The following is a 16,026-nucleotide window of genomic DNA, read 5'->3' as shown; positions in this document are numbered from 1 at the left end:
CTCAAGTTCGGCATGATCCTGCAGCGGAGCGAAGCGTTCTACGGCCGTGCCGACGTGCGGCAGGGCCGGCCGGCCCTGCGCCTGGTCGAGGATGCCCACTACCTCATGCGGGTGCCCGACCTCGACAAGGTGCCGGTGATCTTCGATGCCGCGCGCCGGATGGTGCCCGAATCCCTCGACCACCACAGCGGCGACCGCACCCCGACCTGGCAGACGACCGAGTGGCCCGCGCATCAGGGCCCGGTGACCGACGAGGCGCCGGAGGGCACCTATCTCTATGTCGGGGCGATCCACCCGCATTACGGCCACTTCGTCATCAACACCCTGGCGCGGTTCTGGCCGCTCCTCGACCTCGACGGGAGGGGCCTGCGCCCGACCCTGCTCTGCCACGGGCCGGGACTCGACGCCGACTGGAGCGGCACCCCGTTCATCCCGGAGATCCTCGGCCGCTTGGGCCTCACCGTGATGGATCTCGCCAGTTTCGGCCGGCCGGTCCGGATCCCGACCCTCCTGGCGCCGCAGGCCGCCCTGCAGCAGGACGATTACGCCTTCCCGGTCATGGCCGATCTGTGTCGGGAGATCGGGCGCGGCTACTACGCGCCCGAGGAGGTCGATGCCGACCCGCAGCCGGTCTACCTCTCGAAGACCCGCCTGACCGGCGGCGTGCGGCGCTTTTCCAACGAGGAGGCGGTGACGCACGTCTTGGAGCGCGAGGGGGTGCGGATCGTCCACCCGGAGCTCCTGAGCTTTCCCGAGCAGGTGCGCCTCTTCGCCCGCCACCGGGTGATCCTCGGGGCCAACGGCTCGGCCTTCCACACCCTGCTCTTCGCGCCGCCGGGCCGGCGGGTGATCGCGCTCGCCGACCGGCTCAAGCTGAGCGGGACCTACCGGCTGATCGACCTCATCACCGGCACGCAGGCGCATTACTACTACCCGGTCGGAACCAGCAGCCACGCCGGCGACGGCTTCACCGTCAACTTCGTGCTGCGGGAGCCCGAGACCGTGGCGGCGGAACTCCTCGACAAGATCGCCCGGATCGACTCCCTGCGGGAGAGCGACCTGCGCGCCGATCCGGGCTCCTGGCACCTCTCGCCGACGATCCCGCCCCTGCCCCGCCGGCCCGGCGGGCTGCTGGGACGCCTGCGCGGGATGTGGCCGGGGACCGGCTGACGCCTGGTGCTTCCCGGGGGCGTTCCCCTCGGGCAGGGACTGCGCTAAGTCCGGCTTCTGCTCCGGAGCGACCTGACCGATGCCCGACCTCGACGCGATCGCCGCCCGCCACGGCGTCGGCCCTGATGCCGTCCGCCACCTCCTCGACGCGCTCGCCCGCGGCCACGGCCGGATGGCGCAGTTCAACCATCCCGATCTCGGCGGCATGGGTCAGTGGTCCGCCGGCGGGATGACGATGATCGGCGACATGTTCAATTCCGGTCTCAAGGCCAGGGTCGTCGCGCTCTGCGACGAGCTGGCGCCGCTCGCCACCGGGGAGAACCAGGGATCGGGCTGGGGATCGAGCCAGAGCCAGGGTTCCGGCTCGGGCGGATCCTGGAATCAGTCGGGGGGTGGATCCTGGGGCGGCTCCTGGTGGCCGGACGGTCTCGGCCAGCCGGCGACCTCCGGCTCGCAGAACGACACGCGTTACGCCTTCTTCCCCGAATCCCGCCGCCTGGCGATCGAGACCGGCGGCCGGGTGACGCTCTACGACACCGGCGACCACCAGATCGGCGGCGTCTCGCAGCAGCAGGGCTCTTCGTACTCCTTGAGCTTCACCAGCCAGCACGGCCCGGTGCGGCTGGAGGAACTGCCGGTGGTGGGGGAGCCTGCGCAAAACGAGGGCAGGCAGGAGGCGGGCCCCGCGCCCCAGGCCGCGTCCTATGCTGCGCCCGAGCCGGAGGCTTATTCGCCGCCGGCCCCCTCGAAGCCGGCCGATGCCCCGACCGCCCCGACCGGTGACGTCTTCGGAATGATCGAGCGCTTATCGGAGCTGCACCGCAAGGGCGTGCTGACCGAGGCCGAGTTCGCCGCGAAGAAGACGGAGCTGCTGGCGCGGTTGTGAGGAATGTCGGGCCGGGCGTGCCCTACGGCGCATCGTCCGCGTCGAAAGCAGCCTCGACGTTCCGGCCCGCGCAGAGGATTCAGTCGATCACCACTTGGTCGACCGTGCAATGAAACGCGATCGTGACCCTGCGCTCGAATCCCGTCACCCGTAAACCCGGGCGAAGGTCGTCACGTCTTCGCCCGCGCTCCGGAAAGGTCGCGAACCCTTCGCAATGGGCCAGGATCCGCTCGACATAGCCGAGGGCGCGCGTCGTCCCGGCCCTCTCAGCAACATGGTCGTCGATGCCCTGCAGATCGGTTTCGGCCTCCGGTGAGAGGACGACCGTCGGGCTCACCGATTGGCGCCCGCAGCCGGGCAGCATGACGGGCGCGGAGGCCGGCGCGCACATCGTCCACGGATCGTCCGCGTCCCGGGTCGCTCGCCATCTCGTCGTAGGTCTTCACGACCTCGTCGCGCAGCCAGGTTTCGACCGCCGCGTCGCGCTCCTGCAGAGCCCTCAGACCGGCTCGCACCACCTCGCTGCCGGTCGCATAGGTGCCGGAGGCGACCAGGCTGTCGATATAGTGCGATTGCTCGTCGGGCAGGCTGAAGGTCCGCTTGGTCGTGGCAGACATGATCGCAGCTCCCCGGACGGTGGGCGGAATGGGTATGATTCTTTCATACCATTCTCAACCGGGGAAGGGCCGCTCGTCACCCGGCCACCGCGCTCCACCCATACTCCTCCGCCGCCGCGACCTTGCGGTGGAAGGCGAGCCTGCGGTCGTATTCGAGCGGGTCCTTCGGCTTCACCAGGGCGCCGGGGGGCACGTTGAGCCAGTCGACGAGGCGGGTCAGCATGAAGCGGAGCGCCGCGCCGCGGGCGAGCAGCGGGAGCGCCGCGACCTCGCGCGGGTCGAGGGGGCGCACGGCCTGGTAGGCGGCGATCATCGCCTGGCCCTTGGTGCGGTTGAACGCGTAATCCGCCTCGAAGCACCAGGCATTGAGGCAGATCGCCAGATCGTACGCGAAAGAATCGGTGCACGCGAAGTAGAAGTCGATCAGGCCCGACACCTCGTCGCCGAGGAAGAACACGTTGTCGGTGAAGAGATCGGCGTGGATGACGCCGCCGGGCAAACCCTGCGGCCAGGATTCTTCGAGGAGCGCCAGGTCCGCGCGGGTGCGGGCGGCAAGTCCCGGGGCGACGCGGTCGGCTTGCGGCTCGGCCGCCTCGAAGAGCGGGCGCCAGCCCGCGACCGAGAGGGCGTTCGGCCGCTGCATCGGGAAATCGGCCCCGGCGGCGTGCAGGCCGGCGAGCGCCGCGCCCAGCGCCCGGCAATGCTTGACCCCCGGCCGGCGTACCGAGACGCCCTCGAGGAACGACACGATCACGGCCGGCCGGCCGCAGAGCCGCCCCAGGGTGGCACCGTCGCGGGTGCGGATCGGCTGTGGGCAGGCCAGGCCGTTCGCCGCCAGGTGCTGCATCAGCCCGAGGAAGAACGGCAGGTCGCCCTCCTTCACCCGCTTCTCGTACAGCGTCAGGATATAGGCGCCGGTGGTGGTGTGCAGGATGAAGTTGGTGTTCTCCACCCCCTCGGCGATGCCCTTGTAGGACAGGAGATCGCCGATCTCGTAGGCGGCGAGAAAGGCGGCCAGCGCCTCGTCCGGAACCTCGGTGTAGACCGCCACGGCCGTTCTGCTTTGCTCGAAGAGATGGGATGGAGACGCAGCGTCGCGCGTCGCTGCCGGAACCGCAAAAGGTTCGCGCCTCCCTTCCCCTTGTGGGGAGGGGAGGCGCGAACCTTGTAACCGGTCGTGTGATGTTACTCAGCCGCCTCGCTGCGCAGCTCGCGCGGCAGCGGGAAGACCATGTCCTCGGTCGTGGTCGAGACGGTGTCGACCGTGACCTCGTAGCGGGTCGCGAAAGCGTCGATGATCTCTTCCACCAGCACCTCGGGGGCCGAGGCGCCGGCGGTGAGGCCGAGCCGGCGGATGTTGGAGAAGGCGTCCCAGTCCAGATCCTCGGCGCGGTTGACGAGCCGGGTGATCGGGCAGCCGACCCGCTCGGCGACCTCGCGCAGGCGCTGCGAGTTCGAGGAGTTCGAGGAGCCGACGACGATCAGCGCGTCGACGAGGGGGGCGACCTGCTTCACCGCCTCCTGGCGGTTGGTTGTGGCGTAGCAGATATCGTCCTTGTGCGGGCCGACGATCTTGGGGAACTTCTGCTTGAGCGCCTCGACGATGTGGTGGGTGTCGTCGACGGACAGCGTCGTCTGGGTCACCCAGGCGAGGTTGTCGCGGCTCTCGGGCTCCAGCGCCTCGATCTGCTCGATATCCTCCACCAGGGTGATCGAGCCCTTGGGCAGCTGGCCCATGGTGCCGACGACCTCCGGGTGGCCGGAATGGCCGACCAGCAGCACGTGGCGGCCGCGCTTGTGGTGGATCTCGGCCTCGCGGTGGACCTTGGTCACCAGCGGGCAGGTCGCGTCGATGGTGGTCAGCCCGCGGGAATTCGCGTTCTGCGGCACGGTCTTGGCCACGCCGTGGGCGGAGAAGATCACCGGGGCCTTGCCGTCCGGCACCTCGTCGAGCTCGGCGACGAAGACCGCGCCTTTGCGCTTCAGGCTCTCGACCACGTACTTGTTGTGCACGATCTCGTGCCGCACGTAGACGGGCGGGCCGTAGAGGGCCAGGGCGCGCTCGACGACGTCGATGGCCCGCACCACGCCGGCGCAGAACCCGCGCGGCGCGCAGAGGAGGATCTCGAGGGGCGGCTTCGCGGGCGCGGCGGCACCGGCGTCGGTCTGGTTCACGGAGGCGCTCATGATCCGGGATGTGGCGAGGCGGGACGGTCCCTGTCAACCTCTTGTGCCACGCAATCGTGGCGATCAATAGGTCGCGCGCGTGACGGGTCCCCTGCGGCACGCGCGCGACGGTCGGCACGGGACACGCACACGGGATACGCGAAACGGGGTGAAGACCGGGTTAGCCCGGCGGCCCGGTTCGGGGTAAGGGGAGGCTTGAGCCGACCTCGAACCCGGGAGAATCCCGCGCGATGGCGACCGCCGCCGACCACGCCAGCTTCCTGCCGCCGGTCCTGACCTTCCTGTCCGCCGCGGTGATCGGCGTGCCGATCTTCCGCCTGCTCGGGCAGAGCGCGGTGCTCGGCTACCTCGTGGCCGGCGTCGTCATCGGCCCGTCGGGCCTCTCGCTCATCACCGAGCCGGAGACCGCCCGCAGCGTCTCGGAACTCGGGGTGGTGCTGCTCCTGTTCATCGTCGGGCTGGAGCTCGAGATCTCGCGCCTGATCTCGCTGCGACGCGACATCCTGGGCCTCGGCACGCTCCAGCTCGGGCTCTGCGCCCTGGCGCTCGGCGGCCTCGGCTTCCTGTCCGGCCTGTCGGGCGGCGCCGCGACGGTGATCGGCATCGCGCTCGCCCTCTCGGCGACCGCGGTCGCGCTCCAGCTCCTGGAGGAGCGCCGCGACCTCGCGGCCCCTTACGGCCAGCGCGCCTTCGCGGTGCTGCTGTTCCAGGACCTGTCGATCGTCGGCATCCTGGCGCTGCTGCCGCTCGTCGCCCAGACCGGGACGGGCGAGGGCGGCGAGGCCTGGCTCGGCACGGCTTTGCAATCGGCCGGCACGGCGGTCGCGGCGGTGATCGGCGTGGTGCTGGTCGGGCGCTACGGCCTCAACCCGTTCTTCCGGCTGCTCGCCGCCAGCGGCGCCCGCGAGGTGATGACGGCGGCCGCCCTCCTCGTCGTGCTCGGCACCGCCCTCGTCATGGAGGAGGTCGGGCTGTCGATGGCGATGGGGGCGTTCCTCGCCGGGCTGCTGCTGGCCGAATCGAATTTCCGCCACCAGCTGGAAGCCGATATCGAGCCGTTCCGCGGCATGCTGCTCGGCCTGTTCTTCATGAGCGTCGGCATGTCGATCGACCTCGGCCTCGTCGGCCAGAACTGGCTCGGCCTCACCGTCGCCACCGTCGGGGCGATCCTCATCAAGGTCGCGCTGGTGGCAGGCCTCTTTCGGCTGTTCGGCTCGTCCTGGCTCGACGGCCTGCGCGGCGCCGCCGTGCTGGCGCCGGCGGGCGAGTTCGCCTTCGTGCTGCTGCCGGTGGGCCAGGAACTCGGCCTCGTCGACGGGCAGTCCGGGCGCCTCGCCATCGCGCTCGCCGCCATCACCATGCTGATCGGCCCGATCGGCGCCAAGGTCCTCGACGGGGTGCTGGCGCGGCGCACCACCGCCCCGCTCGAACCCGAGCCCGAGGCGATCGAGGGCGCGGAGGCCCGCGTCCTGGTGATCGGCTTCGGCCGCTTCGGCCACATCCTCAACCAGGTGCTGCTGGCGCAAGGCCTCAGTGTCACGGTGATCGACAAGGACGTGGAGCAGATCCGCAGCGCCGCCCGCTTCGGCTTCCGGGTCTATTACGGCGACGGCACCCGCCTCGACGTGCTGCGCTCCTCGGGTGCCGGCAAGGCCGAGGTGGTCTGCATCTGCATCGACGATCCGGAAGCGACCCTCAAGATCGTCGATCTCGTCCATGCCGAGTTCCCGGCCGCCCGCACCTATGTCCGGGTGTTCGACCGGGTGCAGGCGATCGAGGCGATGGGCCGCGACGTCGATTACCAGATCCGCGAGACCTTCGAATCGGCCCTCGCCTTCGGGCGGGCCACCCTGGAGGCGCTGGGCCTCCCCCCCGAGGAGGCGGCCCGCACGGTCGACGACGTGCGCAAGCGCGACCTCGCCCGGCTGGTGCTGCAGCAGGCCGGCGATCCCCTCGACCGGACCGACCCCCTGCGCAGCCTGGTGCGGATCAAGCCCGAGCCCCTGACCGCGCCGCTCCACGCCTCGCACGGCCTCAACCCCGAGACCGAGGACATCATCGCCCGCGAGCGGGCCGGCGCCGATGGGTGAGGTGCGCCCGCCGGAGACCGGCCCCGCTCCCCCGCCCGCCCGCTTCGTCACCGGCTCGACCTTCCGCCACGTCGTGGTGATGGGGGCGACCGGCTCGGTCGGCCTGATGGCGATCTTCGTCGTCGATCTGTTGTCGCTGCTCTACATCGCGCGGCTCGGCGATCCGGTCCTGACGGCGGCGGTGGGCTTTGCCACCATCGTCCAGATCTTCGCGGTATCGATCAATATCGGGATGATGATCGCCGTCGGCGCCCTGGTCTCGCGGGCGCTCGGCAGCGGCGACGTCGCGCGGGCGCGCCGCCTCGCCGCCTCGTCCCTGGTGCTGGCGGTCGTCGCCTCGGGCCTCGTCACGGCGCTGATGCTGCCGCTGCTCACGCCGTTCCTGACGCTGATCGGCGCTGGCCCCGAGACCGTGCCGGCGGCCCGGACCTTCCTGTGGATCGCCCTGCCCTCGACCCTGCTGATGGCCGTGGGCATGGGGTTCTCCGGCGTGCTGCGGGCGGTCGGCGACGCAAGGCGCGGCATGAACGTCACGCTCGCCGGCGCCGCGGTCACGGTGATGCTCGACCCGCTGCTGATCTTCGGCCTGCATCTCGGGATCGAGGGGGCGGCGACCACCATCGTCATCGCCCGCCTCGCCTTTGCCTGGGTGGGCTATGCGGGCGCGGTGCGCGTCCACCGGATGGTGGCGAAACCGACCCTCGCGGCAGTGATGGCCGATGCCGGGCCGATCCTGCGCGTCGCGTTGCCCACCGTGCTCACCAACCTGGCGCCACCGGTGGCGAGCGCCTTCCTCGCCCACGTCATGGCGGGGTTCGGCACCGCGACGGTCGCCGGCAACGCGGTGGTCGACCGGGTGGTGCCGGTGGCCTTCGGCGGCCTGTTCGCGCTCTCGGGCGCCGTCGGCCCGATCCTCGGCCAGAACTGGGGCGCCGGCCGCTTCGACCGGATGCGCGCGACATTGCGCGACGCCGCCCTGGTCACCGGCCTCTACGTCGCGGCGGTCTGGCTCGCGCTCGTCTTCGCCCGCGGGCCGCTCACCGCCCTGTTCGGGCTCGACGGAGCGGGCGCCGACCTGCTGGCCTTCTTCTGCCTCGCCGGCGGGGCGATCTGGTTCTTCAACGGACTGCTCTTCCTCGGCAACGCCTCGTTCAACAATCTCGGCTTCCCGCTCGCCGCGAGCGCCCTCAACTGGGGCCGGGCGACTTTGGGCACGATGCCGACCGCCTGGCTCGGCGCGCATCTCGCCGGGCCGGAGGGAGCGATGGCCGGGATGGGGATCGGGTCGGCCCTGTTCGGTGTGGTGGGGCTGGCCCTGGCGTTCCGGACGGTGGGGGTGCTGGAGCGGCGGGAGGTCGCGAGCCGTTAGGCGATGGGGGAACGGCTGCCCCCGTGATGTCCCACCCCTCGCGATGTCACCAAGCAGGGGCCGTCCCATCACCGTGCCCCGCTGAAATCCGGCTTGTTCCGGTTCATGGTATCGGCCAGGGCAATTTCAGGAAGGCGACGATGGCCACAAACACGCACGCGGCCGCCCCGGACGGCTCGCCAACGGACCTCGTCCTCGTCCCCCGTGCCGTCCTGGAGGCCGATCCGCACGCCGTCCTCGCGCAATACCGCGCCGCCGTCCCCTGCATCCGCACCGACGACGGCGCGGTCATGGTGCTGCGCGCCCGTGACGTCCATGGCCTCGTCACCGATCCGCGCACGCGGCAGGTGGAGACCGAATTCGCGCGGCTGCGCGGCATCACATCGGGGCCGCTGTTCGAGTTCTTCCGGCAGACGGTGCTCCTCTCCAACGGCGAGGTCCACCAGCGTCGCCGCGCGCCGATCGCCCGCACCTTCGCGTTTCAGGTCGTGGCGGCCCTGCGCCCGCGCATCCGGGCCCTCGCAGAAGGCCTAGTGGCCGAGCATGCGGCCCGCGGCCGGATGGACCTGCTCGACGACTACGCCGCCCCCCTCCCCGCCCGGGCGATCGCGCTGATCCTGGGCCTCCCCGAGCGCGACGTGCCGGACTTCACCGCTTGGGTCTACGCGGTGTCCCGCGCCCTGACCTCGGTCTGGAGACCTGAGGATTTCCCCGAGAGCGACGAGGCGGCGCGCCGGCTCATCGCTTACGTCGAGGACCTGGTGGCGGAGCGCCGCAGCAGCCCGCGGGACGACCTGATCTCCGCCCTGCTGCCGTCCATCGCCGAGGACGATCCGGAATCGGCTGCGGAGACGCGCATGCAGATCGTCTCCCTGATCCTCGCCGGCAGCGACACCACGCGGGCGGCGCTGGCGATCCAGACCGGCCTGCTGCTCGCGCACCGGGACCAATGGGAGGCGGTCTGCCGCGACGAGGCGCTGATCCCGGGCGCCGTGGCCGAGGCGTTGCGCTTCGAGCCGGCGGTCGGGTCGTTCCCGCGCTTCGCGCTGGCCGACATCCCGCTGGAGGGCGCCGTGCTGCCGGCGGGCGCGCTGTTGTCGGTCTCGACGCTGTCGGCGATGCGCGATCCGGCCCTCTACGCCGATCCGGACGTCTTCGACATTCGCCGGAGCGACCACCCGCGCTGGCACCCGGTCTTCGGCGGCGGCGCGCATCGCTGCCTCGGCGAGGCGCTGGCCCGCATCGAGCTGGAGGAGGGCCTGCGGGCGCTCACTCGCCGGCTGCCCGGCCTGCGCCTCGATCGACCGCTGACCGTGCGCGGTTCGTCCGCGATCCGCCGGGTGGACGCGCTGCCGGTGTCGTGGTCCATGGCACAGAACACGTAAGATCCTGGAAAAACATAAAAAATCCTCTCTCCCGGGCGGGAGAGAGGATCCGTCGTCCGCTCAGCGGGTCGACCGGGGACAGCGCGAGCCCGTCAGGCCTCCCGCGCCTTCCCCTCCACCGCCCGCCCGTCCCGGGCGGCCAGCCGCACGGTCATGGCCGGCGGCGGGGGCTGGCGCCGCGCGCGACGTCGATGCACCAGGGGCAGGGTCGGGTCTTGCGCGAAGGGCAGGTCGAGGGCGCCGAGCACGTCGCTGCGGGTGAGGCCGATGTCTTTCAGCGCCCGGTCGTCGAGTTCGGCGAGGCGGTAGGCGGCGCGGCGGTTGATCCACAGGGTGACGATCCGGGCCGCGATCTGCACGGCCTTGCGGCCGAAGCCGAAAGCCATCGTGAGGGCACCGTACAGGGGGGCGTAGCTGATCGTCATCGTGGTCTCCCGCGAAGAGCATGCGGCGAACCTCGTCATGCGCCGGCCATCGCTCTTTCCGCTGCACCCGTCATAGCCGCGCTTCGCCGATGCGTTGAGCGAATGATTGAGATATGTCACATCACAAGGATTGATGCGAGAATCGACGACGGAGCGGCCCGGTGCATCCCCTCGACATCGACCAGCTCCGGACCCTGGTGGCGATCGCCGAGAGCGGCTCGTTCACCCGGGCGGCGGACCTCGTGCACAAGACCCAGTCCGCCGTCTCGATGCAGATGAAGCGGCTGGAGGAGCGGATCGGGCGCGAGATCTTCGCCAAGGCCGGCCGCGGCGTGCGGCTGACCGACGACGGCGAGCGCTTGCTCGATTATGCGCGGCGCATCGTGCGGCTGCAGACCGAGTGCCTGGCGACCTTCGACGAGGGCGACCTCGCCGGGCGGGTGCGCCTCGGCCTGCCGGACGATTACGTCGACCGCTACCTGCCGGAGATCCTCGGGCGCTTCGCCCGGACCCATCCCCGGGCCGAGGTCACGGTGATCTGCGAACCCACCGACATGCTGGCCGAGCGGATCGCCGACGGCGACATCGACCTCGCCATCGTGACGGAGGCCAAGGGGTCTGCGAAGGAGAAGGGACGACGCACCGTCGAGACGATCCGCACCGAGGCCCTGCTCTGGGTCACGTCGAGCCGCCACGCCGTCCATACCGCGCAGCCGGTGCCCCTCGCCCTCGGGCGGCCGGCCTGCAACTGGCGCCGGGCGGCCATCGAGGCGCTGGAGCGCGGCGGGCGCCAGAGCCGGATCCTGTTCGTCAGCTGGAACTCCACCGCGGTCGGGGCCGCGGTGCTGGCGGGGCTCGCGGTCTCAGTGCTGCCCGAAAGCGCCTTGCGCCCCGGCATGCGGGTGCTCGGGCCGCAGGACGGCTTCGCGGCCCTGCCGGCCTGCCGTATCGGACTGATGCGCCACCGCGCGGAGGAGCCCAATCCGCTGGCGGACATCCTGGCCGGTCAGATCCGGCAATGCCTGGACAATCTCGGGATGGCGGCGGAGTGAAGCCGCTTTCCGCATCGCGAAGCGATCAATCGGAAAGCGTATGACGACGGAAAAGCGGCCTCAGCGCAGGGCCGCGACGAACCGGTTGCTGAGGTTCCCGAACAGGCCGCCGGCCGAATCGCCGTAGACCGCGAGTGCGGTCGTCAGAGCGAGGAAGATCAGGCCCGCGATCAGGGCGTACTCGATCGCCGTCGCGCCGGATTGGTCACGTCGGAAGCACCGCGGCGCCGCCGTCCCCCGTGATCTGCCACGCACGTCGCCTTCTCCCGGTCCGTCGCCCGGGACATTACGGCAGATCCCCTCACCGGGGGTTAACCCGATGGGCTAATCCGCCGCTGCGGTGTCCCTCTGCCGGGCGAGACCCCGTTCGTCGTTCCGGGAGGGGGGAGCGCCCCCCTGTCCCGGCCCCCGCTTGCGTCGTCCGCGCGGCGAACCTCGCCGTCAGGCCTTGCCGGTCTCCTTGCGCAGGGCGTCGATGCGCTGCGAGGCCTCGGCCTTGTCGAGATCGGGGTCGTACGCATCGTCGTCCTTGGCCTGCTCGGCCAGGGTCTTGAGGTAGGAGGCCTGGGCCCCGGTCATCGGCTCGGAGCCGGTGGTCCAGTCCTTCGGGTCCTTGATGCGGTTCGAGGTATCCTTCGGGTCCTGCTTCGGGTTCTCGGTCTCGTGGTGGTCGGCGGTCTTGGCGGCGGCGGTCTTGGCGGTCATGAGAGCCTCATGTTCTCTGAATGTTCCGCCCAGATAACGGGGAAGCCCCGGCCCGCGTTCCCGGGTCGACCGTCGCAGCGGCGGCTTGTCCCCGGGAAATCGCAGATCCGGACGCGCGAAGGCCCCGGGCGGTCTCCCGCCCGGGGCCTTCGGTTCAGGCGATCGTCGCGAGGTTCAGGCCGCCTTCGTTCAGGCCGCCTTCGTTCAGGCCGCCTTGGCCCGCGGCTGCACCTCGGCGGTGTAGTCGTCCATCAGGGTCTGGGTCATCGCCGCCGGGGTGAAGCGGTACTGGGCGATCTCCGAGACCGGGGTGACCTCGGCGGCCGAGCCGGTGATGAAGCACTCGGAGAAGCCCGCCATCTCCTCGGGGCGGATGCGCCGCTCGACCACCTCGTAGCCGCGGCGCTTCGCCAGGTCGATCACGGTCTGGCGGGTGATGCCGTTGAGGAAGCGGTCGGCCTGGGGCGTGTGGATCACCCCGTCCTGGATGAAGAACACGTTGGCGCCGGTGCACTCGGCGACGTTGTCCTCCCAGTCGAGCATCAGGGCATCGGCATAGCCCTTGTTCTCGGCCCGGTGCTTGGAGATCGTGCAGATCATGTACAGACCCGCCGCCTTCGAGGCGGAGGGGGCGGTGCGCGGATCGGGCCGGCGGTACTCCGCCAGGTCCATTCGGATGCCCTTCATCTTGGTCGCCGGGTCGAAGTAGCTCGGCCACTCCCACGCCGCGATGGCAAGGTGGATGGTGTTGTGTTGCGCCGAGACGCCCATCATCTCCGAGCCGCGCCAGGCGACCGGGCGGAGATAGGCGTCCTTAAGGCCGCTCTCCTTCAGCACCAGCTTCTTGGCGGCATCGATCTCGGCCACCGAGTACGGGACCTCGAAGTCGAGGAGCTCGGCCGAGCGGCGCAGGCGCTGCGAATGCTCGGTGCACTTGAAGATCTGGCCGCCATAGGCGCGCTCGCCCTCGAACACGCTGGAGCCGTAGTGCAGGCCGTGGCTGAGTACGTGAATCTTCGCGTCCGCCCACGGCACCATGCGGCCGTCGAACCAGATGTGGCCTTCACGCTGGTCGAAGGGAATGACGGACATGACGATGATCCTCGTATGCGTTCGTTTCCGCCAGGCTCGTTCTCGCGCAACGTTCGTGCTTGAGCGGGGCGCGGGGCGTACGTTCGTTTCGCCGGCGGGGTTGACGGGTATCAATGGGGCTGAGATATGTCAACAAGACTGACATAAATGACGAGGGCCCGCGAAGGCCGCAAATCCCGTCGACTTGTCCCGCAAAAGAGGTGCGACCCGTGACCCAGGCCGCCCGGACCCGTCCGGCCCCCATCCCGGACGTCGCCGACGAGGACCTGCCGGATGCAGGCTACTCCCCCGCGCAGGCGGCGCAAGAGTCCGGTCTGCAAGAGTCCGCCCGGCAAGAGTCCGCCCGGCACGAGTCCGTCCTGCCCGACGACGCACAGCCGCATTACGACCTGATCGAGCTCTTGTTCTTCGCCTATCGCGACTTCGTCGCCGATCCGGACCGCATCCTGGCCGAGTACGGCTTCGGCCGCGCCCATCACCGGGTGCTGCATTTCGTCGACCGCCATCCCGGCCTCACCATCGCCGAACTCCTGGATATCCTGCGGATCACCAAGCAGAGCCTGAACCGGGTGCTGAAGGAATTGATCGAGCAGGGCTACATCGCGCAGCGGACGGGCACGAGCGACCGCCGCCACCGCCTCCTCAGCTGCACGCCGGAAGGCCGGCAGCTGGCCCAGCGCCTCGCCGGGGTCCAGGGCCGCCGCGTCCGCCGGGCACTGGCCGAGATGGGTCCGGACTTGCGCGAACCGGCGAGCCGGTTCCTGCTCGCCATGATCGAGCCGGAGGAGCGCGCGGCGGTGAGCCGGCTCATCGCGGGCGGCGAGCCGGCGGCGGAGAGCGAGGCCCGCCCGTGAGCGCCGGCCCCGCCATCGCCCCCCGGGCGGAACTCCCGGACCACGCCCCCCACATCCTGGTGGTCGACGACGACCGGCGCTTGCGCGACCTGCTCGCCCGCTTCCTCGGCGAGAACGGCTACCGGGTCACGGCGGCAGCCAGCGCCGCCGAGGCCCGGGCGCGCGGCCGCAGCCTGGTCTTCGACGCGGTGGTGCTCGACGTGATGATGCCGGGCGAGACCGGCTTCGACTATGCCCGCCAGATCCGCCTGACCTCGAGCGTGCCGATCCTGATGCTCACCGCCCGCTCGAACCCGAACGACCGGGTCACCGGGCTCGAGATCGGTGCCGACGACTATCTCCCAAAGCCCTTCGAGCCGCGGGAATTGATCCTGCGCCTCAACAACATCCTGCGCCGCAACGCCCGGGGACCCGCCGACGGGACGGCCGCCCCCCTCGACGCGGTGCGGTTCGGGCCGTTCCAGTTCCGCATCGAGCGCGGCGAGCTGACCCGCGACGACGAGGCGATCCGCCTCTCCGAGCGCGAGCGCGAGATCCTGACCATCCTGGCGCTGGCGCGCGGCGGCAATGTCGAGCGCGAGGCGCTGACCGGCACCAACGGGGCGGCCAACGAGCGCACCGTCGACGTGCAGATGAACCGCCTGCGCCGGCGCATCGAGGACGACCCGGCCAACCCGCGCTACGTGCAGACCGTGCGCGGCGTCGGCTACCGGCTGGTCCTGGACTGAAGGACGTGCCCGCCCCCACCCTCGCCGGGACGCTCCCGACGCCCCGGCGGGCCTGGCGCCGCCTCGGCCGCGTCATCGGCGACCGGCTGCCGAAGGGGCTCTACGCCCGCTCGCTCATCATCATCATCGCCCCGATGGTGCTGCTGCAATCGGTGATCGCCTACACCTTCATGGAGCGGCACTGGCAGCTGGTGACCCGGCGCCTCTCGGCGGCCGTGACCGCCGACGTGGCGGCCCTCATCGACATCTACGAGAGCTACCCCCAGGACAAGGGCTCCGAGACCCTGGAGCGGATCGCCAGCGAGCGCCTGAACCTCGACGTCGACATCCTGGAGGGCGCCAAGCTCCCGACCCCCGGCCCGCGGCCGTTCTTCTCGCTCCTCGACGAGGCCCTGTCCGACGAGATCCGCCGCCAGATCGCGCGGCCGTTCTGGATCGACACGGTCGGGCGCTCCAGCCTGATCGAGATCCGGGTCGAGATCCCCGGCGGGGTGATGCGGGTGATCGCCCGGCGCAGCCAGGCCTATGCCTCGAACTCGCACATCTTCCTGCTCTGGATGGGCGGCTCCTCGATGGTGCTGCTCGGCGTCGCGATCCTGTTCCTGCGCAACCAGATCCGGCCGATCCTGCGGCTCGCCGACGTGGCGGAGAGCTTCGGCAAGGGCCGGGAGCTGGATTTCCGCCCCCGCGGCGCCCGCGAGGTGCGCAAGGCCGGCCACGCCTTCATCGAGATGAAAAGGCGCATCGAGCGGGCGATGGAGCAGCGCACCACGATGCTCAACGGGGTGAGCCACGACCTGCGCACCATCATCACGCGCTTCCGGCTCTCCCTGGTGCTGCTGCCCCAGACCCCCGAGATCGACGACCTGCAACGCGACGTCGACGAGATGAGCCGGATGCTCGAGGCCTATCTCGCCTTCGCCAAGGGCGATTCCGGCGAGCCGGCCGCCGCCATCGACCTCCGGGCCCTGCTCGAGGACGTCCGCACCGACGTCGAGCGATTGGGCGGCCACGTCTCCGAGGTGACGCTGGAGGGCCAGGCGACCGTGACGGTGCGGCCCGACGCGTTCCGGCGCTGCCTGTTCAACCTCGCGGCCAACGCCGCCCGCTACGGCGACACCATCGCGATCACCGCCCGCCAGGAGGCGCGCTGGCTCGCCGTCTCGATCGACGACGACGGCCCGGGCATCCCGCCCGAGCAGCGCGAGGAGGTGTTCAAGCCCTTCGTGCGCCTCGACGACGCCCGCCAGGATGCCGGGGGATCGGGCCTCGGCCTCGCCATCGCCCTCGACATCGCCCGGGCGCATGGCGGCGACGTGGCGCTCCACGATTCCCCGCTCGGGGGCCTGCGGGCGACGGTGCGGGTCCCGGCGTGAGGACCGGCGCAACCCACCGTTAAGACCGGCATCCTTACCCTCTCGGCCGGAGGCAGGCCGCATGCGGGCGCCGACCGGACCCGACGCGCC

General features: G+C 70.8%; 17 protein-coding genes. 9 read left to right on the top strand and 8 right to left on the bottom strand.

Features of this window, described 5'->3' with window-relative positions; translation table 11 throughout:
* Positions 1-12: 12 nt before the first annotated feature.
* Positions 13-1,170, top strand: coding sequence for a glycosyltransferase family 61 protein (locus HBB12_RS24785; protein WP_236991813.1), 1,158 nt, complete (start codon positions 13-15; stop codon positions 1,168-1,170).
* Positions 1,171-1,249: 79 nt separating this feature from the next.
* A complete protein-coding gene (locus HBB12_RS24780) occupies positions 1,250-2,056 on the top strand; it encodes an SHOCT domain-containing protein (RefSeq protein WP_236991812.1) in 807 nt (268 codons plus the stop codon).
* A gap of 79 nt (positions 2,057-2,135) precedes the next feature.
* On the opposite strand, the gene HBB12_RS24775 is transcribed toward HBB12_RS24780, so the two are convergent.
* The 4 genes from HBB12_RS24775 to ispH all read right to left on the bottom strand — a co-directional run bounded on the left by HBB12_RS24775 (position 2,136) and on the right by ispH (position 4,860).
* Positions 2,136-2,420 (bottom strand): type II toxin-antitoxin system RelE/ParE family toxin, encoded by a 285-nt coding sequence (locus HBB12_RS24775; RefSeq protein ID WP_236991811.1) that lies wholly within the window; start codon positions 2,418-2,420, stop codon positions 2,136-2,138.
* Complete coding sequence (locus HBB12_RS24770; protein ID WP_336886951.1) at positions 2,323-2,673, bottom strand: type II toxin-antitoxin system ParD family antitoxin; 351 nt, start codon at positions 2,671-2,673, stop codon at positions 2,323-2,325. Before HBB12_RS24770 ends, HBB12_RS24775 begins: the two co-directional genes overlap by 98 nt.
* 76 nt (positions 2,674-2,749) lie before the next feature.
* Positions 2,750-3,724, bottom strand: a complete 975-nt coding sequence (locus HBB12_RS24765; RefSeq protein ID WP_236991810.1) for a homoserine kinase — start codon at positions 3,722-3,724, stop codon at positions 2,750-2,752.
* A 134-nt stretch (positions 3,725-3,858) separates the two neighbouring features.
* The gene (ispH, locus tag HBB12_RS24760) at positions 3,859-4,860 is read right to left on the bottom strand and encodes a 4-hydroxy-3-methylbut-2-enyl diphosphate reductase (RefSeq protein ID WP_236991809.1); all 1,002 of its coding nucleotides are present in this window, start codon (positions 4,858-4,860) and stop codon (positions 3,859-3,861) included.
* Between the two features lie 230 nt (positions 4,861-5,090).
* Here ispH and HBB12_RS24755 point away from each other — a divergent pair, with 230 nt between their 5' ends.
* The 3 genes from HBB12_RS24755 to HBB12_RS24745 all read left to right on the top strand — a co-directional run bounded on the left by HBB12_RS24755 (position 5,091) and on the right by HBB12_RS24745 (position 9,704).
* On the top strand, positions 5,091-6,950 hold the full coding sequence (locus HBB12_RS24755; protein WP_236991808.1) for a monovalent cation:proton antiporter-2 (CPA2) family protein: 1,860 nt from the start codon (positions 5,091-5,093) through the stop codon (positions 6,948-6,950).
* Positions 6,943-8,319, top strand: a complete 1,377-nt coding sequence (locus tag HBB12_RS24750; protein WP_236991807.1) for an MATE family efflux transporter — start codon at positions 6,943-6,945, stop codon at positions 8,317-8,319. Before HBB12_RS24755 ends, HBB12_RS24750 begins: the two co-directional genes overlap by 8 nt.
* 140 nt (positions 8,320-8,459) lie before the next feature.
* Positions 8,460-9,704, top strand: coding sequence for a cytochrome P450 (locus tag HBB12_RS24745; protein WP_236991806.1), 1,245 nt, complete (start codon positions 8,460-8,462; stop codon positions 9,702-9,704).
* 92 nt (positions 9,705-9,796) lie between these two features.
* On the opposite strand, the gene HBB12_RS24740 is transcribed toward HBB12_RS24745, so the two are convergent.
* Positions 9,797-10,129, bottom strand: coding sequence for a DUF1127 domain-containing protein (locus tag HBB12_RS24740; RefSeq protein WP_236991805.1), 333 nt, complete (start codon positions 10,127-10,129; stop codon positions 9,797-9,799).
* Positions 10,130-10,290: 161 nt separating this feature from the next.
* Between HBB12_RS24740 and HBB12_RS24735 the strand changes: the two genes are divergently transcribed.
* On the top strand, positions 10,291-11,181 hold the full coding sequence (locus HBB12_RS24735) for a LysR substrate-binding domain-containing protein (protein WP_236991804.1): 891 nt from the start codon (positions 10,291-10,293) through the stop codon (positions 11,179-11,181).
* A 60-nt stretch (positions 11,182-11,241) separates the two neighbouring features.
* On the opposite strand, the gene HBB12_RS24730 is transcribed toward HBB12_RS24735, so the two are convergent.
* The 3 genes from HBB12_RS24730 to HBB12_RS24720 form a co-directional block, all read right to left on the bottom strand.
* A complete protein-coding gene (locus HBB12_RS24730; protein WP_236991803.1) occupies positions 11,242-11,436 on the bottom strand; it encodes a Flp family type IVb pilin in 195 nt (64 codons plus the stop codon).
* Positions 11,437-11,622: 186 nt separating this feature from the next.
* Entirely contained in the window at positions 11,623-11,886 is a 264-nt protein-coding gene (locus HBB12_RS24725; protein ID WP_236991802.1) for a DUF3072 domain-containing protein, read from the bottom strand.
* A 204-nt stretch (positions 11,887-12,090) separates the two neighbouring features.
* Positions 12,091-12,978, bottom strand: a complete 888-nt coding sequence (locus HBB12_RS24720) for a branched-chain amino acid aminotransferase (protein WP_236991800.1) — start codon at positions 12,976-12,978, stop codon at positions 12,091-12,093.
* A gap of 359 nt (positions 12,979-13,337) precedes the next feature.
* Here HBB12_RS24720 and HBB12_RS24715 point away from each other — a divergent pair, with 359 nt between their 5' ends.
* The 3 genes from HBB12_RS24715 to HBB12_RS24705 are packed head-to-tail and all read left to right on the top strand — an operon-like array spanning position 13,338 to position 15,936.
* On the top strand, positions 13,338-13,832 hold the full coding sequence (locus tag HBB12_RS24715; protein ID WP_236992881.1) for a MarR family winged helix-turn-helix transcriptional regulator: 495 nt from the start codon (positions 13,338-13,340) through the stop codon (positions 13,830-13,832).
* Complete coding sequence (locus HBB12_RS24710) at positions 13,829-14,560, top strand: response regulator (protein WP_236991799.1); 732 nt, start codon at positions 13,829-13,831, stop codon at positions 14,558-14,560. The genes HBB12_RS24715 and HBB12_RS24710 overlap by 4 nt, the downstream gene beginning before the upstream one ends.
* A 5-nt stretch (positions 14,561-14,565) precedes the next feature.
* On the top strand, positions 14,566-15,936 hold the full coding sequence (locus HBB12_RS24705) for an ATP-binding protein (RefSeq protein WP_236991798.1): 1,371 nt from the start codon (positions 14,566-14,568) through the stop codon (positions 15,934-15,936).
* Positions 15,937-16,026 lie beyond the last annotated feature (90 nt).

The organism is Methylobacterium sp. SyP6R, assembly GCF_019216885.1.
Lineage (GTDB): Bacteria > Pseudomonadota > Alphaproteobacteria > Rhizobiales > Beijerinckiaceae > Methylobacterium.
The sequence above is the reverse complement of the archived record's forward strand: the minus strand, read 5'-3'. Positions and strand labels throughout refer to the sequence as shown.